The sequence below is a fragment of the Proluteimonas luteida genome (assembly GCF_021191695.1).
GTDB lineage: Bacteria > Pseudomonadota > Gammaproteobacteria > Xanthomonadales > Xanthomonadaceae > Luteimonas > Luteimonas luteida.
Map to the genome: position 1 here is coordinate 90,275 of NZ_JAIWPT010000004.1, position 21,198 is coordinate 111,472.

Consider the following 21,198-nt stretch of genomic DNA (forward strand, 5'->3'; position numbering starts at 1 on the left):
CTCCGCGAGGCACCGGCCGGGGGCGCGGCCTACGGGTTTACCCCGGCTGGGGCAGACGCGAGCTGTGTGCCGACGGCGGCAGGCGTATGGTCGGAACGGCCGCAGGGTCCGCCGCCGGGGCGGCAGGCGCCCACGGCCCGGGCGCCGCCTGCGTCCGCCATCTCTGGGAGGGGAACCATGCGTCAGAACGCCATCATCCTGGCCGCGCTGCTCACCGCGACCATGCTCCCGGCCGCCGCGCTGGCCAACACGGGCGTGGCCTTCGTCCACGGCACCAGCAAGCACACCAATGCCGCCGCCGACTACTGGACCCACGCCAACATCGACTCGGTGCGGCAGGGCCTGCCGGACCCGGCCAACTACACCGTCATCAACTGCGACTTCACCCAGTACATGTGGCATGCCGATGCCGCGGGCTGCGTCGCCGGCCAGCTGAAGGCGTTCATCGATGCGCGCGGCATCACCGACCTGGTGGTGATCACGCACAGCAACGGCGGCAACGTGCTGCGCTGGATCCTGTCCAATCCGACCTGGGACAGCCGCTATCCGGAGATCATCCCGAGGATCCGCTGGGTCAATGCGCTGGCGCCCTCGTCCGCCGGCACCCCGCTGGCCGACGCGGTGATGGCCGGCAACGTGTTCGAATCCGCGCTGGGCTGGCTGATGGGCTACCAGAACGACGCGGTGCGCATGCAGCAGCTGGGCTGGATGGCCAGCTACAACGCCAACTGGCTCTACGGCACCAACGGCCGCCCGTCGCTGCCGCGCAGCTTCTACAACGTGGTCGGCACCGACGTGCGCTCGATGCCGTTCACCGCCAATGCCAACTGCGGCGGCTACGCGCAGAGCGTCGGCCTGGAATTCACCCAGAACTGGCTGGCGTCGTGTTCGGACGGCTTCCTGGAATGCGCCAGCCAGTCGGCGGCCGGCACCACCTGGTTCCGCGACGTGCAGCGCACCGACAGCCAGCGCGTGCTCAACCACAACCAGAGCCGCCGCGACTGCTTCGGCCTGGACGTGATCCTGCGCAACGACCTGTGAGGACCCGCCCCATGACCCTCCTCCGCATCTCCCTGCCGGCCATCGCCGTTGCCGTTGCGCTCGCCACCAATGCCGCGGCCCAGGACACCCGCCTGTCCGCCGCCCCCGGCGACGTCCTGGTCCAGGCGCTGGTCACCGACGCCCCGCCATCGCCGCCGTCGATCGAGCGCGCGCCGGTGCATTTCGCCTGGCCGCTGGCCGCCGACGCCGGACCGATCGAGGCCCCCGCGCCGTATACCGCCGTCAGCCGCGAGCACTGGCGCGACGCGGACGGCGCGGAGCTCGCGCGCGGCCTGGCCATCGAGACCACCGCACCCGGCGCGCTGGTGCTGATCAGCCCGGTGGGGCGCGACAGCCGCCCGGTCGAACGCGACGGACTGCACATCCTGCGCGGCGGCCAAGTGCTGAAGGCCGATGCGGCCACCGCGACGCTCGCGCCGCAGGCCGCGCTGGAGGCGGTCACCGGCACGCGCTTCGCGCCCGGCGCGCTGGGCTTCCGGCTGGCGCCGGACCTGGGCAGCGGCCGTTTCGACCTGCAGGTCGCCGGTGCGCGGGGCCGGTACGTGGTCCACGTGCGCGAACCCGACAGCCCGTTCGCGCTGCACGTGGACAGCCCAGCGCCCGGCTATCTGGCCGGCGACCGCGTCCGCCTGCTGGCCGCGCTCGACAGCGGCGGCAGGCCAGCGTCGCTGCACGAGGTCGGCGGCATGCTGGTCGCGCCCGACGGCCGCGAGTTCCCGCTGCGCGCGGTGCGCACGCACGCCGGCGTCGCCCTCGACGCGGCGCTGCCGCGCGAGGCGTCCGCCGTGCCCGGCCTGTGGGAGGCGCACGTGCTGGCGGTCGCCGATGCCGGCGGCAGCGAGGTCCTGCGCGACGCCAAGGTCGCGTTCGAGGTCACCGCGCCCACCGCGCGGCTGGCCGGCGCACACGCGGCCCGCAGCGACGCCGACGGCCGGCTGACGTTCGAGCTGCCAGTGGAGGTCGGCAGCCCCGGCCGCTACGAGGCGCGGGCGGTGCTGTACGGCACCAGCCATGCCGGCGACCTGGTGCCGGTCGCCGTGGGCCACGCCGCCGACTGGCTCGACCCCGGGACCGGCCGGCTCACGCTGGTGTTCCCGGCGGCGGTCCTCGCGGGCGCGCAGGCGCCGTTCGAGCTGCGCCAGCTGGCGCTGCACGACCAGGGCCGGATGGGACGGCTGGAGTACCGCGAACGGGCCGCGCGGGTGGCCCGGCCGCTGCGCGACGGGCGCTGACCCTGACCGGGCGCGCCACCTACCGGCGCGCACGACCCGAGCGCATCGCGCGCGCCTGACGCCCGCGGCCGCTACAGCCGCGAATACGACCAGGACTGCATCGCGCCGTCGCGATACGGCATCACCCCGTGGAAGGCGCGCGGGTCGTCGTCGAACACCAGCGGCAGGAAGTGGCGGTCGCCGTCCCACAGCGGCAGCTCGAGGATGCGGTCGATGTGGACCCATTCCAGCGTGCCTTCCGGATTCTCCGCCAGCGGCGTGCCGGTCCACGATTCGACCAGGAACACGAAGCCCAGCCAGTCCTCGCCGTGCTTGCCGAAGCCGGGCCAGCTGATCGTCCCGCGCAGCGACATCGCCGTGCATTCGATCGCGGCCTCCTCGCGGATCTCCCGGCGCATCCCGGCGACGACGTCCTCGTCGGGCTCGACCTTGCCGCCGAGGCCGTTGTACTTGCCCAGGTGGTGGTCGCCCGGCCGCGCGTTGCGATGGACCAGCAGCACCTGGCGGCGGTCGGGCGACAGCACGTAGCCGAGGGTGGCGACGATCGGGGTGTAGGGCATTGGATCTGCCGGCGGCGGGCGGGCCGGCATTGTAACGGGGGCGTCCACGGCACGATGACGGCCGCGGGCCGGATAAACCGCACGCGCCGGGCGCGTTGGCCCGACCTACGAGCCCTGCGTCGCGCGCATGCGGTCGAGCACCGACTTGAGCGCCAGCGGGCGCACCGGCTTGGGCAGCAGGCCGAGGCCGCTGTCGAGCACGTCGCGGCGCACGTCGAGGTTGTCGTCGGCGCTGAGGATCAGCGTCGGCCGCGCGCCGAAGCGCTGCGACAGCCGGGCATGCAGGGCGACGCCGGTATCGCCGTCGTCGAGGTGGTAGTCGAACACCCACAGCACCGCAGGCCGGCGTTGCAGCGCGGCCGTGGCGGCCTCGCCGTCGGCGACCGCATCGACCGCGCAGCCCCAGCCTTCCAGCAGCTGCCGCAGCGCCTGCAACGCGGCCGGGTCGTTGTCGACCACCAGCACCGTCGCGCCGGCAAGACCGGGCCGTGCACTGACCGGCGCGGCGACGCGAGCCGTTGCCGCCGCCGGCAGCGTGACCGCGAACGTGGTGCCCCGCCCGGGCCGGCTGCGCAGCCGCAGCGGCGCATCGAGCAGGCGCGCGATGCGGTCGGCGATCGCCAGCCCGAGCCCCAGTCCCTGCCCCACCGCGTTCTCGCCGCGGCGGAATTCCTCGAAGATCAGCGCCTGCTGTTCCGGCGCGATGCCCGGACCGGTGTCGTGGACCTCGACCCGCAGCGTATCGCCGGCACGCCGAACGCCGACCAGCACGCTGCCCGACGCGGTGTAGCGGACCGCATTGCCGAGGAAGTTCTGCAGCACCCGGCGCAGCAGCTGCGGGTCGCTGTCGACCCAGGCGCGCGTGGGCACGTGGCGGAAGCGCAGGCCGCGCTCGTCGGCCAGCGCGCGGAATTCGGACACCAGCGGTTCGAGCACCTCGGCCAGCGGGAACGCACGCGGCTGCGGCACCAGCCCGCCGGCCTCCAGCCGCGACATGTCGAACAGCCCGGTCAGCAGGTCGCTGGTCGAATCCAGCGCGCCGCGGATCTGGCGCAGGCGCTGGCGCTGCGCGTCGCCCAGGGCCTGCTGCGCCAGCGAGTCGGTGAACAGCTGCGCGGCATGCAGCGGCTGCAGCAGGTCGTGGCCGACCGCGGTCAGGAACCGGGTCTTGGCGTGGTTGGCGCGCTCCGCCTCCCGGCGCGCCTGGTCGAGGCTCTCGGTGCGTTCGCCGACGCGCTGCTCCAGGGTCTCGTTGGCCAGCCGCAGCGCCTGTTCGTGGCGGCGGAACTCGGTGACGTCGGTGAAGGTGGCGACGAAGCCGCCGCCGGGCATCGGATTGCCGCGGATCTCGATGACCGCCCCGCCCGGCAGTCGCCGCTCGGTCACGTACTGGGTACCGGCGCGCATGTGGCGCAGGCGCTTGTCGACCTCGCGCTCGACGTCGACCGGGCCGATGACGCCGCCCGCCAGGTTGTGGCGCACCAGCGCCGCGACCTCGACGCCGACCCGCAGCAGCGACGACGGATAGCCGAACAGTTCGGCGTAGCGCGCGTTCCACGCGACCAGCCGCAGCTGGTCGTCGACCACGCTGATGCCCTGGCTCATGTTCTCCAGCGCGGCCTCGAGCAGGCGCTGGTTGAAACGCAGGTCCTGCGAGGCCTCGCCGACGATGTCGGCGATGGTGTCGAGATCCGGCCCGGCGTCGCGACGCGCGGCTTCCAGCAGCAGGCGCGCCGAGGCCGCGCCGAGCACCGCCGACAGTTCGCGCTCGAGCTGGCGCTGGATCCGGCGCGGCACCGGCCCCTGCGCCGGTGCATCGCGCAGCAGCGCTTCGACCCGCGCCGGCGGCAGGAAGCGGCGACCGGCCTTGTACAGCGTCTGGCGGCTGGCGCCGGGCCGGCGTTCGGCCTGCGCCGCGTCCACCGCGGCCCGCGGCCGCAGCGCCGACCACAGCAGCGGTGTCGCGACACCGACGAACAGGCTGGCGCCGACCGCGCGCCCGAGCCGGCTCCAGCCGGTCAGGCCGAACAGCGCATCGGGCGCCAGCCAGGCCAGGCCCAGCGGCCCGGACTGCAGCCACGCGGGGTCGCCGTGCGCGGCGGCCAGCGTCGGCAGCAGCATGACCCAGGCCCATGCCGCGAAGCCGGCCAGCACGCCCGCGACCACCGCCGCCGGTGGCGTCTGTGGCCGCAGTACCGCGAACCCCAGCGCCGGCACCAGCGTCGCCAGCGCCGAGAACGACACTTCGCCGACGTCGGCCAGCGCGGCATTGCCGCTGACCAGGCGGCTGTAGGCCCAGCCCAGCAACATGATCGCCACGATCACCACGCGCCGCAGCAGCAGCAGCGCGCCGCGGTGGTCGTCGGCCTCGCCGCGCGACCACACCCCGCGCAGCAGCCCGGGCGCGAACCAGTGGTTGCCGATCATCAGGCTCAGCGTCAGGGTGCTGACGATGACCATGCCGGTGGCCGCGCTCAGGCCGCCGAGGAACACCAGCAGCGCCAGCGCGTCGTGCCCCTGCGAGATCGGCAGCGCCAGCGCGTACATGTCCGACGACACGCTGTTGCCGAGCAGCGCGGTGCCGGCGCGCGCCAGCGGCAGCATCGGCAGCGCGATCAGCACCAGGTACAGCGGGAACTGCCAGCGCGCCGCGGCGGCATGGCGCTCGTCGCGGCATTCGACGACGCCGACATGGAACTGGTGCGGCATGATGAACATCGCCACCGCGCCCAGCAGCACCAGCGGCACGAAGCCGCCGGCGTTGTCCATCACCGGCGCCGCCGCGGCCTGCGCCGCCGGCAGCCCGCGCAGGCCGAACCAGACGAACAGGCCCAGCGCCAGCATCGCCACCAGCTTGAACAGCGACTCGAATCCCATCGCCAGCACCAGCCCGCGGTTCTGCCCGGCCGCGCTGGCGCGGCGGGTGCCGAACAGCATCGTGAACAGCGCCATCGCCAGGGCGACGTACAGCCCGCTGTCGTGCCACGGCGCGACGCGTACGTCCTGCATCGGCACGTGGCTGGTCAGCGTCGCGTAGCTCATCGCCACCGCCTTGAGCTGCAACGCGATGTACGGGACCAGGCCCAGCGCCGCGACCAGCGTCACCGTCGCCGCCAGCCACGCGTCGCGGCCCAGGCGCGTGGCGATCAGGTCGGCCAGCGAGGTCGCATTGCTGTCCCGCGCCAGCTGCACCAGCCGCACCATGACCCGCCAGGCGAGGACGTAGAACAGGATCGCGCCGAGGAAGGTCGGCGGCAGCGGCCAGCCGTAGCGCGCCGCCTGGGTCACGGTGCCGTAGAAGGTCCACGAGGTGCAGTGCACCGCCAGCGACAGCACGTAGACGTGCCGCCAGCGCGCGCCCAGCGCATCGGGGTGGCGCTCGCCGTAGATCGCCGTGGCGAACATCGCCGACAGCCACAGCAGCACCGCGACGACGACGACGCCCGTGCTCAGCATGGCGGCCTGCGCGGGCAGGAGGTCGAAGGCGGCATCGCGACGCGGCATCCCCTGAAAACGTCGGCGAGCATAGCGCAGTGCAGCGGCCGCGTACGGCACCGCCGGCAGCGCGCGCCGGTACGCGACAAGGCCGCCCGGAGGCGGCCCTGGTGTCGGTCACGCGGCATCGGCGATGTCAGAAGTTGTAGCGCACCGACAGCGACCAGTCGCGCGGACGCCCGTAATAGGCGGTCTGGATGTTGCCCACGCTGGAGAACTCCTGGCCCTCGACCTTGTAGACCTCGTCGGTCAGGTTGCGCACGCCGGCGCGCACCTGCCACACGTACTGCGGGGAATCCCACACCCCGTACAGGCCGACCAGGGTGTAGGCCTCCTGCATCAGGTTGGCGCGGTTGTCGACCGACAGCCAGGTGTCGCCGCGGTAGGAGACGTCGCCGCCGAGGGTCAGCGTGCCGCTGCCGCCCAGCGAGAACGCGTGCTGCAGGGCGACGCGCGCGGTCCAGTCCGGGGTGAACGGCACGTGCGCGTGCAGCGTGGGATCGTAGGCGGGGTTGGTCGGGTCGGTGGTGCGCAGGTCGGCGAAGTTCTTGTAGCTGGCATCGGTCCAGCCGAGCTGCGCGCTCAGCGTGGTGGCCTCGCCGAGTCGCGCCACGCCCTCGAACTCGAAGCCGTTGATCTCCATCTCCGCGGCGTTGAGCACCGGGAAGGAGAACGTCGGCGTCGGCGAATCCGGGTTCAGCACTTCGGACACGCGCGCCTGGAAGTCCTCGTAGCGGCTGTGGAATGCGGCGACGTTGGCCTGCAGGCGTCCGTCGCCCGAACGGAACTTGAAGCCGGCCTCGTAGGTCCAGACGAACTCGGGATCGAACACTGCGGCTGTGGTCTCCAGCGCGCTGTTGGCGCGGCCGTTGAAGCCGCCCGACTTGAAGCCGCGGTTGGCCGAGACGTAGCCGCTGGCGTTGTCGCTGAAGGCCTTGTGCAGGCTCAGCGACGGCGTCACCGCGCTCCACTTCTGCCGCGCCTGGAATGCGACCGTCTCGTTCAGCGCGGAGAACGGCAGGACCCCGAGGAACAGCGAGTCCGATGCCCAGAACGTGCTGGTCGAGCGGGTGTAGTCCTTCTCGTCCTCGGTGTAGCGCACGCCGGCCGCCAGCGTCCAGGTCGGCGCGAACTCCCAGTTGAAATGGGCGAACGCCGCCTTGCTGGTGGTCGACAGGTCGTCGTCGATGGTGCGCAGGAAGTCGACCGGCACGCCGCCGTTGAAGAACAGGTCGTCGGCATAGGCTTCCTGGTACGACGGCACGTCCTCCTTCATGTAGTACAGGCCGAAGGTCGCCTGCAGGTTGCCGCCGTTGTCGTACTGCAGCTGCAGCTCCTGGCTGACCTGGTCCTGGTCCAGCGCCACCAGCACGTCGCCGAGTTCGAACTCGGACGCGTCGATGTCGATGAAGGAATGGGTCTGCAGCTCGCGGTAGGCGCTGATGCTCTTCAGCAGCAGGTTGTCATTGAGGTCCCATTCGGCGGTCAGCGACACGCCGGTGTGGGTCATCTCCTGCCCCTGCCACGGCGCGAACGAGGTCCGTGTCCTGAAATCGTACTCGCCGGTCGGCGCCGGCTTCAGCACCACCGGGCCGAGTACCAGGTCGGTCGCGACCAGCGGCGCGGTCGGGTGGCCGACCGTCAGGTCGGTGTCCTGGCGGGTGCGGTCGACCGACAGCGTGGCGCGGAAGCCGTCGGTCGGCTGGAACACCGCCTTGGCGCGGAACGCGAAGGTGTCGTCGCCATTGAAGGTGCGGCGGCTGTCGGGGTCGTGGATGAAGCCGTCGTTGTCGATCTTGGCCAGCGCCACGCTGGCGGCGACCGTCTCGCCCAGCTGCCCGCCGACGTAGAACCGGCCCTCGCGCCGGCCGTCGCCGCCGACGACGAGCTCGGCCGCGCCGCCGGTGTCGTCGAACGGATTCCTGGTCGCGATCTTGATCGCGCCGCCGGTCGAGTTCTTGCCGTACAGCGTGCCCTGTGGGCCGCGCAGCACCTCGACCTGCTGCACGTCGAACAGCGAGAACAGCGCGCCGTTGATGCGCGCGTAGTAGACGTCGTCGACGTACATGCCCACGCCCGGATCGAAGGTCTGCAGCGCGTCCGGCTGGCCGATGCCGCGGATGAACACGTTGACGCTGTTGGCCGAGCCGCGGCCCTGCACGATGTTCATGTTCGGCACCGCGCCCTGCAGTCCGTCGATGTTGCTGGCCTGCAGGTCCTTGAGCTGTTCCTCGCCGAAGGCGCTGACCGCGACCGGCACGTCCTGGATCGACTCGCTGCGGCGGCGCGCGGTGACGGTGATCGCGTCGAGCGTGGTCGCGCGACCGTCCTCGACGACCTCGACTTCCACCTCGGTGACGTCGATCTCAGTCCGTGCCTGCTGGGCGTGGACTGCGGGCACCGACAGCCCGAGGCCGATCGCCAGGCTGAGTGCGGAGTGCCGGATGGTGTTGCGCTTCATGTGTCCCCTCCCACGGGTCGCAAGTCGTGCGGCACGCTGCCGCCCGACGCCAAGACTAGGGAGTGGCCGGACGCGGCGGCATCGTACCTTCGGACAATGGCCGCGCATGCCCCCGGGACGCGCCGCAACGCGACCGCGCGCACGGATCGGACGCGATATCGACACACCGTCGACCGCGCCGGCCAATAATGCCGGTCGCCCCGTCCTCCCTGGCCCCATGTCCGACGAACTCTTCCGGCGCGAAGTCCTGGACGCCCGCAAGGCCGAATCGCTGGGGCGCGTGCACCTGTCGACCACCCCGATGGCATGGCCGGCAGCGATCGTCGCCGCCGCGGCGGTGCTCGCGCTGGTCGCGATCCTGGCGTTCGGCAGCTATACGCCCAAGGCGACCGTCCACGGCCAGCTGGTGCCCGCCGGCGGGCTGCTGGACGTGGTGTCGGGCAGCGCGGGCCGGGTCTCGCACCGCTTCGTCGAGGAAGGGGAAGCGGTTGCCGCGGACCAGCCCTTGTTCGAGATCTCGCCCGACGTCGAACCCGCCGGCGACGGCGGCGCGGTCGGCGCCCGCGTCGCCGAGGCCCTCGAACGCGAGCGCGCGGCGCTGCACGAGGAGCTGGCGGCGCTGGAACCCGCGCGCGCCGAGGAAGAGGCCGCGCTGCGCCGGGAAATCGCCGCGCAGCAGCGCCGGCTGGCGTCGACCACCGCGGAACTGGAGCTGCGCGAGCGCCAGGCCGCATCCGCGGCCGGCACGCTCGACCGCATCCGCCCGCTGCTCGACGAGAAGATCATCAGCGACGTGCAGCTGCAACAGTACGAGAACGAGGCACTGAACGCCCGCGCGCAGCGCGAGAGCGTCGCGCGGGAACGCCTGGATGCCGGGACCGCGCTCGCCGACGCGCGGCGGCGGCTGGCATCGCTGCCGCGCGAGATCGCATCACGCCGCAATGCGCTGGGCACCGCGTTGTCGGAGGTCGAACAATCGATCGCCCGCAACGAGGCCGCGCGCGGCACGCTGTGGCGCGCACCCGCCGCCGGCACGGTCTCGGGCCTCGCGCGCGAGGCCGGACAGTCCGTGGCGGCCGGCCAGCGGCTCGCGTCGATCGCGCCGGCCGGCGCGCCGCTGCAGGCCGAGCTCTGGGCACCGTCGCAGGCGGTCGGCGGCCTGCGCGTCGGCGACCGGGTCGCGATGCGCTACGACAGCTTTCCGCATGCGGTGTTCGGCCAGCCCGGCGGCCGGATCGCGGGGATCGCGGAAAGCCCGCTTGGCGTGGACGAACAGCGCGCGCGCGGCTTCCCGCAGGCGACGGCGCCCGCCTACAGGATCCTCGTCGTACTCGACAGCCAGCGGATCGACGACGGCCGCGGCCCCCGGGCGCTGCGCGCGGGCATGTCGCTGGAGGCGGACCTGCTGCTCGAGCGGCGCCGGCTCCATCGCTTCCTGTTCGCCCCGCGGCGGGCGACGCCCGCCGCTGCCAATGTCGATGGGGACGGGCGATGATCGGCTCGGGACACCGCCGGCTGCCGGTGATCCAGCAGAACGAGATCGCCGAATGCGGACTCGCGTGCCTGGCGATGGTGGCCGCATGGCACGGACACGATGTCGACCTGGCCGGCCTGCGCCGGCGCTTCCCGGTCTCGACCCGCGGCGCCACGCTCTCGCGCCTGATGTCGGTCGCCGCCGCCCTCGGCTTCGACACCCGGCCGCTGCGGGCCGAGGTCGAGGACCTGCGCCAGCTGCAGTTGCCCTGCATCCTGCACTGGGACCTCAACCACTTCGTCGTGCTCGCGCGCATGGGCCGGGACACGGTGGAGATCCACGATCCGGCGCGCGGGGCGGTCACGATGTCGCTCGCGGAATTCGGGCGCCATTTCACCGGAATCGCGCTCGAGCTCGCACCCGCGCCCGACTTCACGCCGATCCGCGCGCGCGAACGCCTGCCGCTGCGCCGGCTGTTCGGTCAGGTCCGCGGCCTGGGCCGCGCCGCGACCCAGGTGCTGCTGCTGGCATTGGCGCTCGAAGCCTTCACCCTGGTGCTGCCGTTGGCCCTGCAGTGGGTCATCGACCTGGTACTGGTCTCCGGCGACCTGCAGCTGCTGACGCTGATCGGTATCGGTTTCCTCACCGTCGTGGTGTTCCAGGCGGCGATCGCGGTGATGCGTGGCTGGGTGGTGGCCGAGCTCGGCGCCTCGCTGAGCGCGCAGTGGGTCGGCAACCTGTTCGGTCACCTGCTGCGGCTGCCGCTCGACTATTTCGAGAAACGCAGCGTCGGCGGGGTGCTGTCGCGTTTCATCTCGGTGCAGAGCATCCAGCAGACCCTGACCGGCAGCTTCATCGAGGCCCTGCTGGACGGACTGACGGTCGGCCTGGTCCTGATCCTGCTCGCGTTCTACAGCCTGCCGCTGACGCTGCTGGTGCTCGCCGCGTTCGCGCTGTATGCATTGCTGCGCTGGGCGACCTACCGACGCCTGCAGGCGCTCAAGGAAGCGCAGCTGGTCCACGTGGGCCGGCAGCAGGGCCAGATGATCGAATCGATCAGCGGCATGCAGACGATCAAGCTCGCCGGTCGCGAGGCCGAGCGCCGGGCGAAAATGACCAACGCCACGATCGAGGTCGCCAACCGCGAGGCCGCGATCAACCGGATCACCGCCACGTTCGCGGCGCTGTCGAAGCTGATCTTCGGCGTGCAGCGCATCCTGGTGATCTGGATCGGGGCCGGGATGGTGCTTGCAGGCAGCTTCACCGCCGGCATGCTCGTGGTCTTCGTCGCGTACGCGGAACTGTTCGCGACCCGCGCCGGCAGCCTGGTCGACAAGCTGATCGAGTTCCGGCTGCTGGGCATGCACGGCGAGCGCATCGCCGATATCGCGCTCGCGACCGCCGAGCCGCACGTCCACGGCGGCTATGGCGGCCCGCCGCCGAAGCCGCGAATCGAGCTCGACGGCGTCGGCTACCGCTACGCCGAGGACGAGCCCTGGATCCTGCGCGACTGCAGCCTCGTCATCGAGGCCGGCGAGAACGTCGCGATCACCGGCCCCTCCGGGTGCGGCAAGACCACGCTGGCCAAGGTCCTGCTCGGGCTGCTGCCGCCCACGGCCGGGCGCGTGCGCATCGACGGCATCGACATCCATCACCTGGGCCTGGCCCGCTACCGCACCCTGTTCGGCGCGGTGATGCAGGACGACGTGCTGTTCGCCGGATCGATCGCCGACAACATCACGTTCTTCGATCCCGACGCGACGCCGGCGCGGATCGAGCGCGCGGCGCAGGCGGCGTGCATCCACGAGGACATCGTGACGATGCCGATGGGCTACGAGACGCTGGTCGGCGACATGGGCGCCTCGCTGTCGGGCGGACAGCGGCAGCGCGTGCTGCTGGCGCGCGCGCTCTACCGCGAACCTGCGATCCTGCTGCTCGACGAGGCCACGAGCCATCTCGATGTCGCCCGCGAACGCGCGATCAATGCCGCGATCGCATCCCTGCCCATCACCCGCATCGTCATCGCGCACCGGCCGGAAACCATCCGCAGCGCGGACCGGGTCATCGCCCTGCGCGACGGCCGTCCCGTTCAGGCTGATGAGCCCCGGCAAACCTGATCGCGCCGGGATCGCGAAAACACGACACCGGTAACAGACATCTCGCGCGCGATCACCAAGGATCGATGCCGGTCGCCCCCGGAACGACCCGTATCCCGACTTCCGGTCCCTGACGAAGATGGAGACATCCATGAAGCAGCATCAGGAACACGTGGAACAGAACACAACCGAAGCCCGTCCCTTCGCCCGCGTCGCGGCGCGCGAACTGACCGAACGCGAGATCGAGGCGATCTCCGGCGGCCGCCCCCACACCACCAATGCCACCGGCCCCAACGGCGACGATCCCTCCGATCCCGGCACCTACCTCTGAGGCAAGGCGTCGGTGCCGCCGGTGCACGCGGCGTCCCTGCCAACGCAGGCCGCAGCCGGACGGCACGACGCTCCCGATCGCGACAGCCATACCGGCGCCCCGCCCCGCGGGGCGCCTTCGCGTTGCGCGCGCCACTCATCACCGGTCGATCGACGATGCCCGCACCCCGGCCCCGCCCGCTGATCCTCTCCTGTCTCGCGCACGACCTGCATGCCCACGCCGCATGCTGGGGGCTGCGCCGCAACGGTTGCGACCCCCTGTGGATCTCCTCTTGGGCCGATCCCGCGCTCGAGCCGGTGTCGCTGCACTGCGATGCGCTCGACGGCGTCCGTGCCTGCGGTACCGCGCATGTACCGAGCGTGTGGTACCGGCGCCCGCGTCTTCCGGAGGCATTCGCTGGTGCCAACGCGGCGGACCGGCCGTTCCTGCGCAACGAGTGGGGACGCTTCATCAACAACCTGCAGGCCAGTCCCGACGCCTGGGACGACGTCCTGTGGGTCAACCGCCCCGAGGCGGCGATCGCGGCGGAGAACAAGCTCACCCAGCTGCGCGCCGCACGCGCCGTGGGCCTGGCGTTCCCCGCCACGCTGATGTCGGCCGATCCCGTACGGATCCGCGAATTCGCCGCAAGCCACCGCCGCATCGTCTACAAGCCCTTCCAGACCCATTCCTGGCAGGACAGCGACAGCGGCCGCATCTTCAGCACCTATGCGCGCGTGGTCGAGGCGGACATGCTCGACGACGATGCCAGCCTGCGCCTGTGCCCGGGCATCTTTCAGGCGCTGGTCGACAAAACCGCCGACCTGCGCGTGATCCTGGTCGGCGAGCACGCCTACGCCGTGCGATTGGCCACGTCCGGCGACGCCACCTTCATCGACTGGCGCGCCGGCACGCTGGACCAGGCCCTGTCCGCGTCGCCGGCGACGCTCCCGGGGGCAACGCTCGACCGCCTGCGCGCGCTGATGCGCCAGCTCGGCCTGGTGAGCGGCAGCATCGACCTGGTGGTCGATGCGGACGGCGACGTGCATTTCCTCGAGATCAACCAGGCCGGCCAGTTCCTGTTCCTCGAGGACGCGTTGCCCGGCCTGCCGCTGCTGCAGACCATGTGCGCGCTGCTGGCGAGCGGACGCAGCGACTGCGAGCCCTCGGCGATTGCCGGCGTTTCCTATGCGGCGTACCTGGCAAGCGAGGAGCATGCCCGCTGGTGGGAGACGGTGCGCGACGGCATCCGTGCCGCCGACGGCACGATTCCCGGGGTCAGCGTCGAATAGCACCCGTCCCGTTTCGCGGGGCCACCTGTACCTTCGGACAATGGCCGCGGACGCGCGCCGCCGCCGACACTGCCCGCCGTCTGGCCCGCGGGCCGCCTGTCGTGTGGGTCTGCCATGGATTTCGTGATCGTACTGGGCGCGCTGTGTTTCCTGATGTACGTCGCCTACCGCGGCCACAGCGTGATCCTGTTCGCGCCGGTCGCGGCGATGGGCGCGGTGCTGCTGACCGACCCGAGCCTGGTCGCGCCGATGTTCACCGGCCTGTTCATGGACAAGATGGTCGGGTTCCTGAAGCTGTATTTCCCGGTGTTCCTGCTCGGCGCGGTGTTCGGCAAGGTCATCGAGCTGTCGGGTTTCTCCAAGTCGATCGTCGCCGCGACCATCCGGCTGTTCGGGCCGAAGCAGGCGATGCTGTCGATCGTCACCGTGTGCGCGCTGCTGACCTACGGCGGCGTGTCGCTGTTCGTCGTGGTGTTCGCCGTGTATCCGTTCGCGGCCGAGCTGTTCCGCCAGAGCGACATCCCCAAGCGCCTGATCCCGGGCACGATCGCGCTCGGCGCCTTCACCTTCACGATGATGGCGCTGCCCGGCACGCCGCAGATCCAGAACATCATCCCGACCGCGTTCTTCGGCACCGATTCCTGGGCCGCGCCGGTGCTGGGCACGGTCGGCTCGGTGCTGATCTTCGCCGGCGGCATGGCCTACCTGGAGTGGCGCCGGCGCAGCGCGTCCGCCGCCAGCGAGGGCTACGGCAGCGAGCTGCGCAACGAGCCGGAGCCGTTCGCCGGCGACCGCCTCGCGCATCCGCTGGTCGCACTGCTGCCGCTGGTGCTGGTCGGCGTGTCCAACAAGCTGTTCACGGTACTGATCCCGCAGCTGTACGGCAGCAGCCACAGCTTCGTGCCGGCGGTGATGGGCGAGGCCGCGCCGGTGGTGCAGGAGGTCTCGCGGGTGTCGGCGATCTGGGCCGTCCAGGGCGCGCTGCTGGTCGGCATCCTCGCGGTCATCGCACTGGCCTGGCGGCCGGTCACGCGCAAGTTCGCAGAGGGCACGAAGACCGCGATCGGCGGCGCGCTGCTGGCGTCGATGAACACCGCGTCCGAGTACGGCTTCGGCGCGGTCATCGCCGCCCTGCCCGGCTTCCTGCTGGTCGCCAACGGCCTCAACAGCATCCCCGACCCGCTGGTCAACGAGGCGGTCACCGTGACCGCGCTGGCCGGCATCACCGGCTCGGCCTCGGGCGGCATGGGCATCGCGCTGGCGGCGATGGCCGAGAGCTTCATCGCCAACGCGCAGGCCGCGGGCATCCCCATGGACGTGCTGCACCGGGTCGCGGCGATGGCCTCCGGCGGCATGGACACCCTGCCGCACAACGGCGCGGTGATCACCCTGCTCGCCGTCACCGGCCTGACCCACCGCCAGTCCTACGGCGACATCTTCGCGATCACGATCATCAGCACCGCCGCGGTGTTCGCGGTGATCGGGCTGTACTACCTGACGGGCTGGGTCTGAGCGCCATACCTGCTTCCGGCCTGGCCGGAGGCCGCAGGCGGCGCGCTCAGACCGCCTTGTCGGCGTCGGTGGTAAAGCTCTCGCCACAGCCGCACTCGGCGGCCGCGTTCGGGTTGCGGAACACGAATTCCTGGTTCAGTCCCTTCTGCGCGAAGTCGATCTCGGTGCCGTCGACGATCGGCCGGCTCTTCGCGTCGACGTAGATGCGCACGCCATCCTGCTCGGTCACGCTGTCGCCGGGCTGCTCGTCATGGGCCAGGTCGACGACATAGCCCCAGCCCGAGCAGCCGGTCTTGGTGACGCCGAAGCGGATGCCCAGGGCACCGGGACTGGCGGCGAGGAAGCGGCGGGCGCGTTCGAGGGCGGCGGGGGCGAGTGCGATGGCCATAGCGTGCAGTGTACTCCCGGGGAGCGGACCGGCGGCTGACCGCGGCGGCGGGCGCCGGCGCGGCGACGCGGTCCGGTAGACTGTGTCGCCCCGTGTTATCGGTTCGGATTTCCAGGATTCAAGCATGACCACGACCAGCGTCCAACAGGCCCTTGCCGGGCACCTGCCCGAAGGCGGCGAAGTCACCGTCCGCGGCTGGGTGCGCACGCGCCGCGACTCCAAGGCGGGGCTGAGCTTCGTCAACGTCAGCGACGGCTCGTGCTTCGCGCCGATCCAGGTGGTCGCGCCGGACACGCTGCCCAACTACGAGTCCGAGGTGAAGCGGCTGACCGCCGGCTGTTCGGTCGTCGCCAGCGGCACGCTGGTGAAGTCCCAGGGCCAGGGCCAGAGCTTCGAGATCCAGGCCGAATCGCTGGAGGTCGTCGGCTGGGTCGAGGATCCGGAGACCTACCCGATCCAGCCCAAGGCGCACTCGCTGGAGTTCCTGCGCGAAGTCGCGCACCTGCGCCCGCGCACCAACCTGTTCGGCGCGGTCACCCGCATCCGCCACTGCCTGGCGCAGGCCGCGCACCGCTACTTCCACGAGAACGGCTACTACTGGATCAACACCCCGGTCATCACCACCTCCGACGCCGAAGGCGCGGGGCAGATGTTCCGGGTCTCCACGCTGGACCTGGCCAACCTGCCGATCAAGGACGGCAAGGTCGATTTCAGCCGCGATTTCTTCGGCAAGGAAACCTTCCTGACCGTATCCGGCCAGCTCAACGTCGAGGCCTTCTGCCTGGCGATGAGCAAGGTCTACACCTTCGGCCCGACCTTCCGCGCCGAGAACAGCAACACCACGCGCCACCTGGCCGAGTTCTGGATGATCGAGCCGGAGATCGCCTTCGCCGACCTCGCCGAGGACGCGCGCGTGGCCGAGGAATTCCTCAAGTACCTGTTCCGCGCGGTGCTCGACGAGCGCGCCGACGACATGGCCTTCATCGCCGAGCGCGTGCAGAAGGACGCGGTGACGCGTCTGGAGAAGTTCATCAATGCGCCGTTCGAGCGGATCGAGTACACCGACGCGGTCGCGCTGCTGCAGAAGTCCGGGCTCAAGTTCGAATTCCCGGTCGAATGGGGCTTGGACCTGCAGACCGAGCACGAGCGCTGGCTGACCGAACAGCACGTCGGCCGCCCGGTGGTGGTGACCAACTATCCCGAGCACATCAAGGCGTTCTACATGCGCCTCAACGACGACGGCAGGACCGTCGCGGCGATGGACGTGCTGGCGCCGGGCATTGGCGAGATCATCGGCGGCAGCCAGCGCGAGGAGCGCCTGGACGTGCTCGACGCGCGCATGGACCAGTTCGGCCTCGACCGCGGGCACTACGGCTGGTACCGCGACTTCCGCCGCTACGGCACGGTGCCGCATGCCGGCTTCGGCCTCGGCTTCGAGCGGCTGATCGTCTACGTCTGCGGCCTGTCCAACATCCGCGACGCGATTCCCTACCCGCGCGCACCCGGCTCGGCGGAGTATTGAGGGTGCCGAGGCCAGAGACCAGGGGCCGGGGACCAGGGGTGCGGCGGAATCCGTGCGTACTGCCGTCGCCCTTCCCCGCTCTCTGGCCCCTGGCCCCTGGCCCCTGATGACGCTCTTTCTCGCCCTGTGCTTCTTCGGTGTCGCGATCGGTGGCATCACCGCGTTCGTGATCTTCTGGCCGCTGTCGCTGGTGCACCTGCGCGAGCGCCATCCGCGGGTCCGCGAACGTCTGGGCGACAATGCATTTCTGCGCCCGGGCGCGCTGCGCTGGCTGCTGGCCGGCGGCTACCGCGAAGTGCCCGACCGCCAGTTCACCGGTCTCGCCACGCCGGCGCGGATCTCGTTGATCGTGATCCTGGGCGCGCTGACCGCTTCCGTGGTGCTGTGGCTGTGGTCGCTGGCGCCCTGATTTCGAGGAGGTTCCGATGACAGATGCGCAATGGTGGCTGGCGATGCTCGGCCGCACGGTGGTGTGGGCGCGGCTGCGCGTGCTCGAGGCCGGCACCGCCGAGGTCTTCGACAGCGACGGCAACACCCTGCACTACGACAGCGAGGACACCGCACGCGGCATGCTGCTCGACGCCGATTTCGTCGCCTTCGACGGCCTCGACGCCGACGACGCGCTGGAACGCGGCTTCACCCTCGACGAACTTGCGCCGCCGCAGGCCGACGACGACGTCCAGTTGCGCGAACGCATGGTGCAGTCGCTCGGCGCGCGCGCGTGACCACGGGAACCCGCCGCGCCCGCGCGATCACGGACCTGGTGCGCGCCGGCCCCACACTTCCACATCCGGAGACCTGAACCATGGACCTCGATCTCGGCGGCCGCCACGCACTGGTCTGCGGCGCATCCGAAGGCATCGGCCGCGCGGCGGCGCAGGAACTCGCGCTGCTCGGCGCGTCGGTCACGGTGCTGGCGCGGCGCGCGGACGCGCTGCAGGCCGTCGCCGATGCGCTGCCCACGCCGCGTAGCCAGGTCCACTGCGTGCTCGCGGTCGACATGGCCGACACCGCGGCGCTGCAGGCCACCGTCGAGGCGCACGTCGCCGCGCATCCGGCGCAGATCCTGGTCAACAACACCGGCGGCCCGCCGGGCGGCCCCGCGCACACCGCGACCCTGGATGCCTACACCGATGCCTTCCGGCGCCACCTGCTGGCCGGCCAGGTGCTGGTGCAGGCGCTGCTGCCGGCGATGCGCGCGGCGCACTGGGGGCGCATCGTCAACGTGGTGTCGACGTCGGTGCGCGAGCCGATCCCGGGGCTCGGCGTGTCCAACACCGTGCGTGGCGCGGTGGCCGGCTGGGCGAAGACGCTGTCGAAGGAACTCGGGCCCGACGACATCACCGTCAACAACGTGCTGCCCGGCTACACCGAAACCGGACGCATCGAGCAGATCGTCCACGACCGCGCTGCCGCGACCGGCAAGCCGGCCGACGCGATCCTGGCCGGCATGCGCGCCACCGTGCCGCTCGGCCGCTTCGCGTCCCCCGCCGAGACCGGCGGCGTCATCGCGTTCCTGTGCTCGCCGGCGGCGGGCTACATCACCGGGGTCAGCCTGCCGGTCGACGGCGGGCGCATGGCATCGATCTGAACGGCCGAACGCAGCGCCGCCGTTCGACGCCCCCACGACCCGCCGTCTGGAATAATGCCCGCATGAAGAAAGACCTCGAGACCCTGCTGCAACGCAACCGCGAGTGGTCCGACCGCGTACGCCACGAAGACCCGACCTTCTTCGACCGCCTGTCGCGCCAGCAGTCGCCGAAGTACCTGTGGATCGGCTGCTCCGACTCGCGCGTGCCCGCCAACCAGATCATCGGGATGGACCCGGGCGAGGTGTTCGTGCACCGCAACGTCGCCAACCTGGTCATCCATACCGACCTCAACGCACTCAGCGCGATCCAGTTCGCGGTCGACCTGCTGAAGGTCGAGGACATCCTCGTCGTCGGCCACTACGGCTGCAGCGGCGTGCATGCCAGCCTCACCGACACCCGCGTCGGCCTGGCCGACAACTGGCTGCGGCATGTCGGCGACATCGCCACCAAGCACGCGGAATACCTCGCGCGCGTGCCCACCGAGAACCTGCGTCACGCGCGGTTGTGCGAGCTCAACGTCATCGAGCAGGTCGCCAACGTCTGCCGTACGACCGTCGTGCAGGACGCCTGGGCCCGCGGCCAGAAGCTTGGCGTGCACGGCTGGGTCTACAGCCTGCGCGACGGCCGGGTGCGGCCGATGGCGATCGACATCTTCAGCGCCGACGACGTGGAGCCGGCCTATCAGGCCGCGATCGCCGGCATGCCGACCACCCAGCCGCGCGACTGAGCCACGGGAGGCCGCGATGTCCGACGCGATCCAGACCGGCACCGCCCCGCCACCCGTCGGCAGCTACCCGCACGCGCGTCGCGTCGGCGAACTGCTGTTGCTGTCGGGCATCGGGCCGCGCGACCCGGCGACCGGTACCGTTCCGGGCAACGTCGCCGATGCCGACGGCGCGCTGATCGCCTACGACATCGTCGCCCAGACCCGTGCCGTGTTCGCCAACGTCCGTGCCGTGCTCGAGGCCAGCGGCGCGCGCTGGGAGGATCTCGTCGACGTGACCGTCTACCTGACCGACATGGCCGGCGACTTCGCCGCCTACAACGCGGTGTGGGCCGAACACTTCCCCGACCCCGCGACCGCACCCTGCCGCACCACGCTGGGCGTCACCGCGCTGCCGACGCCGATCGCGATCGAGCTCAAATGCATAGCGACCACCGGTCGCCAACCGACCCCCCTCTCCCGCGCTGCGGGAGAGGGGGGAACCGTCGGCAACGCCGACGGTGGGGTGAGGGCAACCCCCCATGCGCCCGTTCCTGACGACGGCGACCATCTCGCCACTGACGCGCCCCCATCCGCCCTTACGTGCCGCTCCCGCGGCACGCCCTCCGGGCCGGCTTCGCCGTTCGCTCCGGCATCCTGCATTAGCAGTCTGGCACCTTCCCCCGCGGGCGGGGGAAGGGAAACATCTGCGACACCGACGCAGTCCGCCCGCTCCGCGGGCCAGCCGGAGACCCCGCGATGATTCCCGCACCGCTGAACTTCCAGAAGTGGATCGACGAACACCGGCACCTGCTCAAGCCGCCGGTCGGCAACAAGTGCATCTACGACGGCGACTTCATCGTGATGGTGGTCGGTGGTCCGAATGCGCGCACCGACTACCACTGGGACGAAGGTCCGGAATGGTTCTACCAGCTGGAAGGCGAGATGGTGCTGCGCATCCAGGAGGACGGCCGCCCGCGCGACATCCCGATCCGCGCCGGCGAGACCTTCCTGCTGCCGCCGCGCGTGCCGCATTCGCCGCAGCGCGGGCCCGACTCGATCGGCCTGGTCGTCGAACGCAAGCGCCTGCCGCACGAGGACGATGGCCTGCTTTGGTTCTGCGAGCGCTGCAACCACAAGCTGTTCGAGCAGTATTTCCACCTGCACGACATCGAACAGGACTTCCCGCCGGTGTTCGACCGCTTCTACGGCTCGGTCGAGCACCGCACCTGTACCGCCTGCGGCCACGTCAATCCGCGCCCGGCCCGCTACGACGCCGATCCGGACTCGCTGGCCGACATCACCTGAGGGCTTCCGATGCTGGTGTTGCGACACGCATCAGATGTCGCAGGCTCGGCGCAGCCTTCGGATCACAGCGCAATGCGCAGTCCGCCGCCAGGACTGGCCGTCCTGGCAAGGGCTGCAACGCGGCGACGCGAGTCGAGGGCAAGCACAGACCGGTATTCGATGCGTGTCGCGACACTCGGGCCGGAAGTGCA

18 protein-coding genes are annotated in these 21,198 nt (G+C 71.1%); 14 read left to right on the forward strand and 4 right to left on the reverse strand.

Translation table 11 applies throughout. The features are described from left to right. Positions 1-177 precede the first annotated feature (177 nt). Both LDO26_RS05200 and LDO26_RS05205 read left to right on the forward strand, forming a co-directional pair. Positions 178-1,041 (forward strand): hypothetical protein, encoded by an 864-nt coding sequence (locus LDO26_RS05200; RefSeq protein WP_435594035.1) that lies wholly within the window; start codon positions 178-180, stop codon positions 1,039-1,041. A gap of 11 nt (positions 1,042-1,052) precedes the next feature. Next, complete coding sequence (locus LDO26_RS05205) at positions 1,053-2,294, forward strand: DUF4785 domain-containing protein (RefSeq protein WP_232130014.1); 1,242 nt, start codon at positions 1,053-1,055, stop codon at positions 2,292-2,294. A gap of 71 nt (positions 2,295-2,365) precedes the next feature. Here the strand turns inward: LDO26_RS05205 and LDO26_RS05210 are convergent, their stop codons facing one another. The 3 genes from LDO26_RS05210 to LDO26_RS05220 all read right to left on the reverse strand — a co-directional run bounded on the left by LDO26_RS05210 (position 2,366) and on the right by LDO26_RS05220 (position 8,810). Further along, the gene (locus LDO26_RS05210; RefSeq protein ID WP_232130015.1) at positions 2,366-2,854 is read right to left on the reverse strand and encodes an NUDIX hydrolase; all 489 of its coding nucleotides are present in this window, start codon (positions 2,852-2,854) and stop codon (positions 2,366-2,368) included. 105 nt (positions 2,855-2,959) lie between these two features. Beyond that, complete coding sequence (locus LDO26_RS05215) at positions 2,960-6,358, reverse strand: hybrid sensor histidine kinase/response regulator (protein ID WP_435594036.1); 3,399 nt, start codon at positions 6,356-6,358, stop codon at positions 2,960-2,962. A gap of 127 nt (positions 6,359-6,485) precedes the next feature. After that, positions 6,486-8,810, reverse strand: coding sequence for a TonB-dependent receptor (locus LDO26_RS05220; RefSeq protein ID WP_232130016.1), 2,325 nt, complete (start codon positions 8,808-8,810; stop codon positions 6,486-6,488). 217 nt (positions 8,811-9,027) lie between these two features. Here LDO26_RS05220 and LDO26_RS05225 point away from each other — a divergent pair, with 217 nt between their 5' ends. The 5 genes from LDO26_RS05225 (at position 9,028) to LDO26_RS05245 (ending at position 15,494) form a co-directional block, all read left to right on the forward strand. Further along, positions 9,028-10,305 (forward strand): HlyD family secretion protein, encoded by a 1,278-nt coding sequence (locus tag LDO26_RS05225; protein WP_232130017.1) that lies wholly within the window; start codon positions 9,028-9,030, stop codon positions 10,303-10,305. Beyond that, complete coding sequence (locus tag LDO26_RS05230) at positions 10,302-12,401, forward strand: peptidase domain-containing ABC transporter (RefSeq protein WP_232130018.1); 2,100 nt, start codon at positions 10,302-10,304, stop codon at positions 12,399-12,401. Before LDO26_RS05225 ends, LDO26_RS05230 begins: the two co-directional genes overlap by 4 nt. Positions 12,402-12,531: 130 nt before the next feature. Further along, positions 12,532-12,711, forward strand: a complete 180-nt coding sequence (locus LDO26_RS05235) for a hypothetical protein (RefSeq protein WP_232130019.1) — start codon at positions 12,532-12,534, stop codon at positions 12,709-12,711. A 155-nt stretch (positions 12,712-12,866) separates the two neighbouring features. Then, positions 12,867-13,982, forward strand: coding sequence for an MvdC/MvdD family ATP grasp protein (locus LDO26_RS05240; RefSeq protein WP_232130020.1), 1,116 nt, complete (start codon positions 12,867-12,869; stop codon positions 13,980-13,982). A gap of 114 nt (positions 13,983-14,096) precedes the next feature. Then, on the forward strand, positions 14,097-15,494 hold the full coding sequence (locus LDO26_RS05245; protein ID WP_232130021.1) for a GntP family permease: 1,398 nt from the start codon (positions 14,097-14,099) through the stop codon (positions 15,492-15,494). Positions 15,495-15,540: 46 nt separating this feature from the next. Here LDO26_RS05245 and LDO26_RS05250 read toward each other — a convergent pair whose 3' ends face one another. Next, positions 15,541-15,882, reverse strand: a complete 342-nt coding sequence (locus tag LDO26_RS05250) for a HesB/IscA family protein (RefSeq protein WP_232130022.1) — start codon at positions 15,880-15,882, stop codon at positions 15,541-15,543. A gap of 124 nt (positions 15,883-16,006) precedes the next feature. Between LDO26_RS05250 and asnS the strand changes: the two genes are divergently transcribed. The 7 genes from asnS (at position 16,007) to LDO26_RS05285 (ending at position 21,007) form a co-directional block, all read left to right on the forward strand. After that, positions 16,007-17,404, forward strand: coding sequence for an asparagine--tRNA ligase (gene asnS / locus LDO26_RS05255; protein WP_232130023.1), 1,398 nt, complete (start codon positions 16,007-16,009; stop codon positions 17,402-17,404). A gap of 106 nt (positions 17,405-17,510) precedes the next feature. Next, positions 17,511-17,813: a hypothetical protein gene (locus LDO26_RS05260; RefSeq protein ID WP_232130024.1), complete on the forward strand. Its 303-nt coding sequence runs from the start codon at positions 17,511-17,513 to the stop codon at positions 17,811-17,813. 16 nt (positions 17,814-17,829) lie between these two features. Continuing rightward, positions 17,830-18,129 carry a hypothetical protein gene (locus LDO26_RS05265; RefSeq protein ID WP_232130025.1) on the forward strand — a complete coding sequence of 100 codons (300 nt, stop codon included), beginning with the start codon at positions 17,830-17,832 and terminating at the stop codon, positions 18,127-18,129. An 80-nt stretch (positions 18,130-18,209) separates the two neighbouring features. Then, positions 18,210-18,995: an SDR family oxidoreductase gene (locus tag LDO26_RS05270; RefSeq protein WP_232130026.1), complete on the forward strand. Its 786-nt coding sequence runs from the start codon at positions 18,210-18,212 to the stop codon at positions 18,993-18,995. Positions 18,996-19,057: 62 nt separating this feature from the next. Further along, complete coding sequence (can, locus tag LDO26_RS05275; protein ID WP_232130027.1) at positions 19,058-19,723, forward strand: carbonate dehydratase; 666 nt, start codon at positions 19,058-19,060, stop codon at positions 19,721-19,723. 16 nt (positions 19,724-19,739) lie between these two features. Then, complete coding sequence (locus LDO26_RS18220) at positions 19,740-20,462, forward strand: RidA family protein (protein ID WP_255682017.1); 723 nt, start codon at positions 19,740-19,742, stop codon at positions 20,460-20,462. Then, positions 20,459-21,007, forward strand: coding sequence for a 3-hydroxyanthranilate 3,4-dioxygenase (locus LDO26_RS05285; protein WP_232130028.1), 549 nt, complete (start codon positions 20,459-20,461; stop codon positions 21,005-21,007). Before LDO26_RS18220 ends, LDO26_RS05285 begins: the two co-directional genes overlap by 4 nt. Positions 21,008-21,198: the final 191 nt, after the last annotated feature.